This window comes from Candidatus Portiera aleyrodidarum BT-B-HRs (genome assembly GCF_000300075.1).
GTDB classification, from domain to species: Bacteria; Pseudomonadota; Gammaproteobacteria; order Johnevansiales; family Johnevansiaceae; genus Portiera; species Portiera aleyrodidarum.
This window is the reverse complement of sequence record NC_018677.1, coordinates 233,777-246,341: the sequence shown is the minus strand read 5'-3', so window position 1 is coordinate 246,341 and position 12,565 is coordinate 233,777. Positions and strand designations below refer to the sequence as shown.

At 24.0% G+C, this 12,565-nt stretch carries 7 protein-coding genes and 2 pseudogenes; 4 read left to right on the top strand and 5 right to left on the bottom strand.

The window, feature by feature from the left end; all coding sequences use genetic code 11:
- Window positions 1-541 precede the first annotated feature (541 nt).
- Together C530_RS01620 and C530_RS01035 are read left to right on the top strand one after the other, a co-directional pair.
- Window positions 542-892, top strand: a pseudogene (locus C530_RS01620) (MFS transporter).
- A pseudogene (locus C530_RS01035) lies at window positions 855-1,601 on the top strand (MFS transporter). Before C530_RS01620 ends, C530_RS01035 begins: the two co-directional pseudogenes overlap by 38 nt.
- A gap of 1 nt (window position 1,602) precedes the next feature.
- Here C530_RS01035 and C530_RS01030 read toward each other — a convergent pair.
- Window positions 1,603-2,433, bottom strand: a complete 831-nt coding sequence (locus tag C530_RS01030; protein ID WP_014895107.1) for a methylenetetrahydrofolate reductase — start codon at window positions 2,431-2,433, stop codon at window positions 1,603-1,605.
- Window positions 2,434-6,171: 3,738 nt separating this feature from the next.
- Here C530_RS01030 and C530_RS01025 point away from each other — a divergent pair.
- Window positions 6,172-7,470 carry a cation:dicarboxylate symporter family transporter gene (locus C530_RS01025; RefSeq protein WP_014895106.1) on the top strand — a complete coding sequence of 433 codons (1,299 nt, stop codon included), beginning with the start codon at window positions 6,172-6,174 and terminating at the stop codon, window positions 7,468-7,470.
- A gap of 14 nt (window positions 7,471-7,484) precedes the next feature.
- Window positions 7,485-7,913 (top strand): type II 3-dehydroquinate dehydratase, encoded by a 429-nt coding sequence (locus tag C530_RS01020; protein ID WP_014895105.1) that lies wholly within the window; start codon window positions 7,485-7,487, stop codon window positions 7,911-7,913.
- 1,250 nt (window positions 7,914-9,163) lie between these two features.
- Here C530_RS01020 and C530_RS01015 read toward each other — a convergent pair.
- The 4 genes from C530_RS01015 to C530_RS01005 form a co-directional block, all read right to left on the bottom strand.
- Window positions 9,164-10,849: a proline--tRNA ligase gene (locus C530_RS01015; protein WP_014895104.1), complete on the bottom strand. Its 1,686-nt coding sequence runs from the start codon at window positions 10,847-10,849 to the stop codon at window positions 9,164-9,166.
- Window positions 10,839-11,264, bottom strand: coding sequence for an ABC transporter family protein (locus C530_RS01010; protein ID WP_014895103.1), 426 nt, complete (start codon window positions 11,262-11,264; stop codon window positions 10,839-10,841). The genes C530_RS01015 and C530_RS01010 overlap by 11 nt, the downstream gene beginning before the upstream one ends.
- An 850-nt stretch (window positions 11,265-12,114) precedes the next feature.
- The gene (locus C530_RS01615; RefSeq protein ID WP_323749060.1) at window positions 12,115-12,285 is read right to left on the bottom strand and encodes an ABC transporter permease; all 171 of its coding nucleotides are present in this window, start codon (window positions 12,283-12,285) and stop codon (window positions 12,115-12,117) included.
- Window positions 12,263-12,520, bottom strand: a complete 258-nt coding sequence (locus C530_RS01005; protein WP_014895101.1) for a hypothetical protein — start codon at window positions 12,518-12,520, stop codon at window positions 12,263-12,265. The genes C530_RS01615 and C530_RS01005 overlap by 23 nt, the downstream gene beginning before the upstream one ends.
- Between the last annotated feature and the right edge of the window lie 45 nt (window positions 12,521-12,565).

The following is a 12,565-nucleotide window of genomic DNA, read 5'->3' as shown; positions in this document are numbered from 1 at the left end:
AAATCTATAATATCTACCATACTACCGTAACAAAACTTATACCTTTTAAAAACTAAACTGTCAACCTTCTTTTCTTCTACTATTACAGCAATGAACTTAACCTTTCTCTCCTTACTTTCACTTTTTTATACAACCATTTCTTTTCCACTACTAATTTACATTTTTTTTTCTCATTAAACCAATTTTTCAAACAACTTTACTAAAATCGTACCTTTTGTTCTTTCTTTTTTGTTGTATATTTTTTATTATGTATTTTTTTTGAATTGATATAGGTGTTATTTCAGGTTCTTTACCTTTTTTTACAAACGTATTAAATTTATCTACTAACATTGCGGGTTGTATAGTAGGCTCTATGATTTGGGGAGCTTATATTTGCGCATTATATACTTGTATTGTATTGTATTGTATTGTATCACAAACAACTGGTATAAAAAGATCATTATTACTTAGTTCAACATATTATGTTGTAGGTGCGGTACTAACAGTATTTGCAAATTCTACAAAAATATCAATTATCGCTCGTATAATAATTGGTTAATCTGTGGGCTCGGCATCATTTACTGCTCCTTTATATTTAGCAGAAATAACTCAAAAAAGTATTAGAGGAATGACAATATCCTTATATCAATTTATGGTTACGATGTGAACACTTTTGGCTTTAATATCAAAACTTATTTAAAGTTATTTACAAAATTGGAGAAGTATGTTAGAACTCTTAATTGTTCCTTCAATACTTTTATTTTTTTGCATATTATTAATTCCTGCTAGCCCTAGATGGCTAGCTTCTACAAATAAAAACCGTGAAGCCATAAAACTTTTACACAATTTAAGAGCATCTAAGTTTGAAGTTAATAATGAACTTAACGAAAATTTTAACAGCATCAATTTTTAAAATAAAAGCTTTGGATTTAATTTCTTTTAAAAAAAATATTAACTTTCGTAGATCTGTACTTAAAGGCATTTTTTTACAATTTATACAGCAATTGACAGGCATGAACGTTTTGATATACTTTTCTCCTAAAATTTTTGAATTTTATGGTTTTACAGGAACTAAACCGCAATTGTTAAGTACTTTAACTGTTGGTTTAGTTAACGTTTTATCAACAATAGTCGCTATTATATTAGTAGATAAAGTAGGTATAAAACCCATTTTATATTTTTGTTTTACTATTATGGCTATAGGAATTGCATTATTAAGTTTAATTTTATACACACGCACATTACACTTTATACAATTTTTATCTATATTTTCGTTATTAATCTTTGTTGCTGGTTTTGCTATGTCAGCTGGCCCTATAATTTGGATTTTATGTGCAGAAATACAACAATTGTATGGACGATAATTTGGAATAAGTTGTTCAACAATAGCCAATAGCCAATAGCCAATTGACAATTGGTTAGCTAATATGTTACTTGGAACGTTCTTTTTAACTATACTAAGTTAAATTGGTGGACCACTTACTTTTAGTTTATTAGCATTAGCTAATATAGCTTTTATCTTTTTTACTATATTTGTAATACCAGAAACAAAAGGTATTTCATTGGAGCAAATAGAAAAAAAAATAATGAATGGAAAAGCTTTACGTTATTTAGGCAAATAATTTATGTTATTAATGAATTTAAAATATTTAATGTTGGTTCTAATTTATTTAGTGTATAAAAATGTAAACCTGGGGCACCACCTTTTATTAATGTTTCACATAATTTAATAACAATATCGTTACCGATATGTTCTATGTCATTGTCAGTTTTACAAAATTCTAATTTTTTATATATCCATTTTGGAATATTAGCACCACATTTTTTTGAAAAATTTATTAAGTTGTTTACATTACTTATAGGCATTATGCCTGGAATTATATGCTTTTCAACACCATATTTTCTAACTTTCTCTACAAAATAAAAATATGAATCTGGATCATAAAAATATTGTGTAATTGCTTTATTGGCTCCAAACATGAATTTTTTTATAACAAAGCAAACTTCTTTTTCAAAACTTATAGTGTTGGGGTGCATTTCTGGATAAGCTGTTACTATCACTTCAAAGTTTTTATAAAAATTTTTCTTTATTAATGTTAATAGATCTAGTGAATTTATAAACTTTGTTTTTGTGTTTGTTTTGATGTCACCTCTTAGTGCTAATATTTTTTTTATCCCTATTTTTTTATAACTTTTTAAAGTTTTTATTAAGTCTTTTTCTTTCGTTGTAATACAAGCTAAATGTGGTACGCATTCTATTTTTTGTTTTTTTATATTTTTTATAATCTCAAGCGTATTTTTTTTGTTTGATCCTCCAGCTCCATATGTAATTGAACAAAATTTTATATCTTTTTTTTTATATAACTGTTTTATTTTTTTTATAAAAACTTTTGTTTTATAATGCTCTTTTTGTGGAAACATCTCGAAACTTATTTCTACTTCATTTTTTTTCATCTTTTTCTTCTTTTTATTATTCTTTTAGTTTTTATTGTTTTTTTTTTATTCTTGTATTTTTTGTTATTTTTATGTATTAGCTGTTCTGTTGTTATGTTTTCTGATTTTGTGTTTTTGTTGTTATTTTTTTTTATCTGTTGGATGTTGTTTTGTTTAGAGCTTTGTTTGGTGTTTGCTTTAATCTGTTAGTTATTGTTTGTTACAATTTAGTTTTCTTTTAGAGTTTTTGCTGTTAGTTTTAATTTTTTTTCGAGGATCGAGTTTTGTTTAATGTTTTGTGGTTATTTGTTGTTTTAATGTTTAATGTTTGGTGTTTTTAATTTTTTATCTGTTAGATGTTTTTTTTATGTTGTTAGAGTTTTGTTGCTTAAAACTGTTATTTGTTTGTTAGAGGTTTTAGGTTGATTTAAAGATTAAAGCTGTTAGTTATTAGAGGTGTTTTTTTAGATTTTAGATGTTAGTTATTAGATGTTTCTTTTATTAGTTATTTAGATGTAATTGTTATATGTTATTAAATTAAGATAAAAGATGTGTTTTAAAGTAGATGTTGTAGGTTTAATTTTAAGAGGTTTATTTATTGGATGTTAGAGTTTTTGTTTTTTAGAAGTTAAATGTTTGCTTTTATTATTTATTCTTGGTTGTTTATTATTTATTAGAGGTTGCTTTTTTTATAGGTATACTTTTGTATGCTCTATACTATTTTATGTTGTTTATTAGATGTTTATTTTTTAGAGTTTAGAGTTTAGAGTTTGTAGTTTGTAGTTTTTATGTTTTAGAGTTTGAGTTTTTATGTTGTTTGTTTCTTATTTAAATTTGTTTTTTGTTGTTTAGAGCTTAGTTATTAGATGTTTCTTTTATTTTATGTTAGATGTTTAAGGCTTTTTGTTGTTATAAGTTGTACAAAAGAAAGTAAATTAGATTTTGTATAAGTTATATTATGTTATGTTATGTTATGTTATATGATTAAATAAGATGGTTAGATGTTTATTTGATGGTTTGTGGTTTGTGGTTGTAGGTTGTAGGTTGTAGGTTGTTGATATTAGAGGAGTATATTGTTATGTATTAACGACTGCTTTTTATTTTACAATGTTAAAAAATTAAACCCTTACATTCAACTCTTATCTTAAACTCTTAAGTGCTTAAGATATTAACTTAAAAACTCAAATAATAAAACAATAAAACAATTCAAATATATAACATCTAAAAATCACATCTAACAATCTCATCTAACATCTAATTTAAGCAACATCTAATAACTAAGCTCTAAAATCTAAAATCTAAAAAACAAGCAACTATAAAAAACTCTAACCACAAAACATAACCACTAACATCTTTAAATAAACATCTAAAAAACAAACCTCTAACCTAACAACTCTAACCTCTAAATTCTAAATTCTAAAATCAAGAATCAAGAAACAAAGTTCTAATAATTAAACATCTAATAAAAAACAAATCACATCTAACATCTAATTAAAAACACATCTTTTATCTAAACAACAAACATCAAAACTCAAAACTCTTTAAGCTAACCTCTAAAAAACAAAAACTCTAACTTCTAATATCTAACAAACAAACCTCTAATAAACTATTTCTTATTTATACAACACACTACTATACTACATATAAACTCAAAAATACAACATATTGTTAAATATATAACAAAAATATTTACAAAGTAAATAGTAAAAAACATACAAACAAAAAATATCTAATAATCTAACCACAAAACATAACCTCTAACATCAACAGATAACCTCTAATAACTAAATATCTAAAATTAAAACTATAACCGCAAGCAGATAATATCTAAAATCTAAAAAAAACCTCTAACAGATAAAAAACAAAAATCTTTAATCTTTAAACTTTAAAGCAAACTCTAATTACTAAAAAATAACCTATAACAAACAATAACTAACAGATTTAAATAACAATTATAACCTATAACTAACAAAAAAAAACTCAAAAAAGCAACCGCTTAAATCTTAAAAGAAACCTCAAAACCCAAAATCTCTAAACAATAACTAACAGATAAAATCAACGATTTAAAACTCTAACAAATAACCACAACAACACAAAACTCTAAACTCTAAAAAATTAACAACTAAACGCTCACAGCTCACAACAAAACAACTTACACTTTATATAAAATATTATTAAACTTTTAACACAGTATCTTACAACATTCAAATTTACAACTTTTAACTAAGCATCTTCCATCTCAACTCTCCCAACAAATCTTTTTAACAAATTATAACAATATACAAAATTATTGCATATGATAAAGTATCTCACTTATTACACAATTTACAACATCACATAAAAAGCAACACCTAAAAAAAAAAACAAAGGCATATCACTACACCTAAAACCTTACAATAAATATATTAAAATCAACAGCAAACAATAAATTATTTGTTTTTTAAAAAACATATAAAAATACATAATAGACCTTACAAAAGATAAAACCAATTACATATCAAGAATAACAGTAAACAGTTTACAAAACAAACAAAAAAAAATGCATATCAATATTCAACAGATAAACAACTAGCACAAATAAGTTTAACCACCTAACAATAAAAAACTACACATCACATATTAAATAAATAATCAACAGCCAACAGCAAACAACAACAAAATACATTAGTCTATACAATACAAATATTAGCGTCTTTTTGTTTAACAAAGTCTTAAAAAAAAAAAAAAAAACACAACTAACTACCAATAGTTCATTAAACCTTTAACTACAAATAAACAAATAACTACAACTATCTACTAAGTAACAAATAACAGAATAATAAAACAAACAAAAATAAATAAATAACATAAACTTAATACAAATTAATATTTAACAACAATAGTTTTTAAATAACTACATATATCTAACAACATAACTACTACTACTAACTTCTAAAATTTAATAACAGAACAACAAAATAACTACATTTTTTTTACTATATAACATATAGATTAAACATCTAAAAACTTTTAAACTAATAACAAAACATCTTTAATCTTTAAATAATATAAAACAAACTAATAACAAAACCTCTTATAACAAACTAATAACAAATAAACTACCAGCTAAAAATAAAAACTTTTAAATTCTTTATAATACTGTATAACTGTACAGGTTTTAAAACAAAAAAAACTAATATAAACTTTAATCTTAACTTTAACTAACACCTATAAACAAAATACTATAAACATCAATTAAACAAAACAACAAATATTTTAATCAATTGAACTAAACAAATACTAAAAACTTTTAAAATATCAACAACTAATAAAAAGCCAAGAACCTAACTAATAACATCAACAAGATAATAACATGAAACAAATACTAACAAACGGATACTACAACTACAACTACAAATACAATAACAATAACAATATAAATATAACAAATAAAAAGATAAACAAAAGAAGCAGAAATAACAACAAAATAACAGCAATAAAAAACATAGAGCAAAACAAAAATAAAACTATAAAAAGGAAGTAAAAAACACAGTAACGATCAACACTTATAAATTAAAAGTAATAAATACAATAAAATTTTACAACTTAATGAATAAATACAAATCAGACCCTAGTTAGTTTAAATTCTAACTACAATCTGTATAATTATTTAAAAGACAATACAAAAAAAACTTTATTAGCGGAATTATTAAAATATGATTTGTTTTTGTGTATAATACTCTTAAAAGCATAATATAAAAAAAAAAGAATTAGAAAAAAATGAAAATAATTCAATCAAAAAATTTGGCATTAAAAATAATAATAGGTTTATGTTTTGGAATAATTACAGGTTTAATATTACATCAAAACAACTATATTAAATCTTGGGTACTTATAAACGTTTTACAACCATTAGGAGAAATTTTTATTAGGTTAATTAAAATGATAGTAGTTCCAATAATTCTTACTTCATTAATAATTGGTATTTCTGGAATTGATAATACAAAAAATCTAAGTAGAATTGGACTTAAAACAATTTTGTATTTTGAACTTGTTACAACATTAGCAATATTGGTTGGCTTAATATCAGCGAATATATTTAAACCGGGCTATGGAATAAATATGTCTAGTTTAAGTAATAATATTGATCTGTCACAATATAAAGATTTTTCAAATAGCATTCAGAAGAAAGAACACACAAATATTTTGAATATTATAGTTGAGTTAATACCCTCAAATATATTTCAATCGTTTGTAACTGGAAATATTTTATCTATTATATTTTTTTCTGTAATTTTTAGTTTAGGTTTGTCAGGTCTTCCTTTTAAAAATAAAAATTTATTTATAAATATAATAAAAACAATTTCTGAGACTATGTTTAATGTTACAAGTATTATTATGCGGTTTTCACCTATTGGTGTTTTTTCTTTAATATCTAATACTGTTGCAAATTTTGGCGTTTTATCTTTAATACCATTAATAAAGTTAGTTGTTTTAGTATATTTTACAATAATATTTTTTATATTTATAATTTTGGGCAGTATTGCTTGGTTTTTTGGATTTAATATACTTATCTTGTTACACATTCTTAAAGATGAAATATTGTTAGCCTTTACTACGTCAAGTTCTGAATCAGTATTGTTGAATTTAATGGCTAAAATGGAAAATTATGGTGCACCAAAAACTATTTGTAACTTTGTTATTCCTACTGGATATTCATTTAACTTGGATGGTTCAACGTTGTATCAAAGTATTGCTGCGTTGTTTATAGCACAGCTTTATGGAATTAAGCTAACTTTATTTACACAACTTACATTAATTTTAACATTAATGATAACATCTAAAGGCATCGCTGGAATACCAGGGGTATCGTTTGTAGTTTTATTAGCTACATTGGGAAGTATAGGCATCCCAATAGAAGGCATAGCTTTTATAGCAGGTGTAGATCGAATATTAGATATGGCTAGAACTGTTTTAAATGTTGTTGGTAATGCTTTGGCTGTTCTGATTGTTTCAAAATGGGAAAATCAATATGATACAAGCAAAGGTTTACGTTATTATAAACATAAAAAAGTATAAGGTATAAAAAAGTTATGAAAATATTTTTAATAAACGGACCTAACTTAAATTATTTAGGAAAAAGACAAACTAATATATACGGATATAATACATTACAAGATATAGAAAGATTTATGATAAAAAAAGCAAAAAGATTTAACGTAAACTTAGAATGTTATCAATCTAATCATGAGGGGTATATAATCGACATTGTTCACAGAGCTTACTATATTAATTGTAATTCTATTATTATAAATGCAGGGGCATATTCTCATACTAGTATTCCTATATTAGATGCATTAACGCTTTTTAATGGTTTAATAATAGAAGTTCATATTTCTAACATTTATAATCGTGAAGTTTTTCGTCATACTTCTTTTATTTCTAAACGAGCTAATGCAATTATATCTGGCCTGGGTGTTTATGGTTATATTTCTGCATTAAACTATTTGATTAAATCGTAATTTTATTTATGCCTTTTGCTTTTTTTTTATATCAAACATTATTAACAAACATTTTTATTCTTTTTAAGCTCCAACACAAACTGCTTACACAAACCTACTAATTTACCACTTTCTCTAACCATTTATCCTACAACATACAATAGATATAATACAAGATATACTACCCCTAACAACAAACTCTAATCACAACTCCTTTAACACTTTACTAAACAAATTACACATATCCACACAACACTATTTACACAAATTACGCTTACATTTACCCAATAACATAATATCTATTTTACACAATACTTATAACACAAAACAGCTGTAATTTATTTACTATATTAACAAATAACAATACTCAACAAATAATCACATAACACATAATCCATGTTAAACCTAAATATTGAGTATAATACAACACTAAAAACAAATGAAAAATACATCATATATAATTCACATAAAAAGTTGATAAAAAGTATATCACAATAGCTAAAAATTTAATATTAATTTAAAACTACAAAACAAAAGATATCACAAAGAAAATAAATACAAAACAATACACAACAAAATAAATATATATAAAGTACATTAACATCATCCAAAACAACTATACTATAACAAAATTTAAGTTTAAAAAGCATAACAAAAACAGAATTTAGTTAAAAACATAAAAACTAATAGTAAAAAAGTTAACAAAAAAATTACAAATAAAAATAAAAGTAACTAGAAAAAATGCACAAAAATCATAAAACATTTAAAACACACAAAATAAAACAGGACACTAAATACAACAAATTAAAAGAGTAAAAAAAAAGAAATATTACAAATAAAACACAAATAAAAATAACACACAGCAAAAAAGTACCAAAAGCATAAAAAAGTTTTAAACATAACCGCACAGAACATAAAACAATAACTAACATAAGGCAGATAATTTAATATAAAGCATAAACATAAGGCATAAAACAATAACTACTAACCACCAAAATATATAAAAGAAGATCTAATATAATACAACATCTAATTTTATAGTATAAGAAATATAGCATAACAAAATAGATTTAAAACATTTCTTAATAAGTTATTAAAATCATAAAAAACAAAATTATACATAGAAATATGTTATATAAGTGCAATATAGTCAGGTTGTTATTAGTAGATGTATAAAAAAAAAGAAAGAACAGAAAAGAAGGAACAGGTAAGTAAAAAAGTATAAATTAGCGAGTTTAAATATAAACATAAAAAAAAAAAGTCGTTGAAAGTTAAAAGAAATTAAAAATGTTTTTTGAAGTTAAAAAGTGTATTAAATCATCTGGATTTATAAAAATCGATTTTTTATTTTTACGATTATTATATTCTATTTTAGGTTTATTACGTTCACTTATAAAAATACGATGAGGTATTCCAATAAGTTCCCATTCTGTAAGTTTATGGCCTAATCTAATATCTCTATCATCTAATAATACATCAAACTGAGCTTTAATTAAACATGTATAAAGTTTTTCTGAAAGATCAATTACTTCTTTAGTTTTATGTGAATTAATTGGAATTAAAACGATTTCAAAAGGCGCTAATTTTTCTGGCCAAACAATACCATATTTATCATTATTATTTTCAATTGTAGCAGCGATTATTCTTGTTAAACCAATTCCATAACATCCCATAACGAACGGTTTGTTTATACCTATTGAACTCATAAATTTTGCATTCATTACATTAGAATATTTTGTACCTAATTTAAAAATATGGCCAACTTCGATACTTCGTTTTATTAATAACTTTCCAACGCAATCTGGGGAATATTCTCCAGCCAAAACATGTCTAAGGTCAACAATATTTGGTAAAGGTAAATCATTATTCCAATTTATTCCTACATATACTTTATTATTTTGATTAGCACCTGCAGTAAAATCACAGATAAGAGATACACATTTATCAACAACAATAGGTAAATTTAAACCAATAGGTCCTAAAAAGTTTATGTGCTCTCCTATTACATTTAATATGTCTTCATTTGTTAATAGCTTTAAAGGTTTAGATAGTTCAAAATGTTTCTCAAATTTAATGTTATTAAGTTTATGATTATTAACTAGTAATAAAGCTAGTAACTTATTTCTTTTACAACTTACAATTAACATTTTTACTTTAGTTTTTATATAAAACTTGTTAAACCGTTTTAAATCAATTATGGTTAAGGATGATTTAGTAATATAATTTTTTTTATTTCTTGATAAAGCTTCAGCTATTACATTATTTGCAGCATATTTAGAGTTATTAGAAAGAACTAATTTATCTTCTCCTGACGATGCTAAAATATGAAATTCATGAGAACAAAAACCACCTATTGTACCATTTTCTGCAATGACTGACCGATAATCAACACAACAACTGTTTAAAATCCGATTATAAGCATCATACATAATGTTATATGTATTATCTAAACATGAATTATTAATATGGAATGAATAAGCATCTTTCATAATGAATTCACGCGCCCTAATTAAACCAAAACGAGGTCTAAGTTCATCACGAAATTTAGTTGTAATTTGATATAATATTAAAGGTAAGTGCTTATAAGAAAGAATTTCACGACGTATTAAATCAGTAATAACTTCTTCATTAGTTGGACATAAACAGAATTCTCGTTTCTTACGATCTTTAAATCTTAATAGTTCAGGGCCATATTGTTTATACCTGTTAGATTCTTTCCATAACTCTATAGGTTGTATAGACGACATAAGTACTTCATTAGCACAAATAAAGTCCATTTCCTTGCGTACTAGCTTCTTAAAATTTTTTAAAACTCTTATGCCAATAGGTAACCAAGTATAAATTCCAGAAGCTAAACTTCTAATCATACCTGAACGTAGCATTAATTTATGACTAATAAATTCAGCTTTTGATGGTATTTCTTTTGATGTTAAAATCAATAAATTACTAGCGCGCATATTGGTTTAAAGTTCTTAAATCTACAATCCTTACATGAAATTTATAATCACTACGTTTGTGAGAAAAAATAACTAAAGTAGTAGTAGGTAAATAATTGATTAATACATCATAAAGATATTGTTCAATTTCTATATCTAAAAATGAACTGGCTCTATCAAAAAATTTCAATTTTGGTTTACTAATTAAAGCTCTTGCAAAATAAATTATTTGTTGCTCTCTTCCAGAAAATATTTGTGCCCAATTACAAACACAATCAAGTTCATTGATTAATGTATCCATTTTACATAATTTAAATATTAATTCCATGTTTTTTTGAGAAGAATATTTTACCTTATTTGGATATGCTATAACTTGTCTTAAAGAATCAATAGCTAAATACGGTTTTTCTATTAAAAATAAAGTAGAAGTTGGCATATTAATAATTCACTGCCACAAAACACCAACAACCAACAACCAACAACACCAGATAAAGTATAAAAAAAATACTTGTTCCAACACCTAAATGTGCTGTTATTAATGTATGTTCTCCTTTTCTTATAACAAAATTAGAAATATATATTTTTTTTTTCCTTTAGGTAATTTAATTTTAGCGGTTTTTATATAAACATCTGTATTTTCAGATAATATAAGTTTACGGTGAATATTTGAAGTATTTCTTATATTATTAATTTCAATTATAAATCAAGTCAATCTATCAATTACGGTTTTCCATTTCGTAAGTTCAAACTAACTATTAGTAAACAAAATTAAAGCTCCTTGTACTTGACTAAAAGCATTTGATATTTGAATGAATGTTCCAATGTTATTACTATATTTAAAATAAACTTGAGCAGCAGTTAGCATATGAAATATTATTGAAAGTTGATTTAAGCCAGACTTTTAACATATTAAGCGTTTTTGTTTACGAATTATTTAAAAACAATTATTTAAAAATTTTGATCTTTTTTTGTTTCATATCCCTAATATTATTTTTTAATAAATTAATACTTTAACTGTTTTCTCTTATTCTAGTCATTTCATAACGCATATTTGCTTCTAATAAAGGTTGTATAATATTAATTTTTCTTATTTTTTGTCCAATAAACTGAAAAAAAAACTGACTTATAACAGAATATAATATTGCAATCCATACAAAATATGCACGTGCCTGTATATTAATTACAATGTTTATTATCCCTGATACGTAACATAAAATACTTATAAAACTAAGAAGTGTAATTCATGAGGTAAGTAAACTAATTAATAATTTTAAAGTAGCACTAGTTTATCTATCAATATCTTCAGTAATACGTTTATCAGTATTATTATTTAGGTCTAACTTATAAACCGTCTTAGATGATATCCATAAATTTAAGTTAAGCTTCGTTAACCATATTCTCCATCTTAATGTTAATAAGTTAGTAAAATAATACCTATAAATAGATAAAAGAAGCATAAATGAAGCAATAAAAACAAATTGCATGTTTAAATGCCAAAACTCTTTGTTTTTCAAATTTTTGAAGTGCATGATTTAAATCATTATTCAAACTATTAAACCATATACTGCCAATAACACTTAAAATTGAAAGTAAGCTCAAAGCAATCCAACGTTCATCAGAACACCAATAAGGCTTAATTAATGCCCAAGCTCTATGTATAAAGTTTTTATCTAAATTAGGTATGTTTTTCATAACAAATTAAATTGTACTATTTATAATATAAGTTAATATATCTTT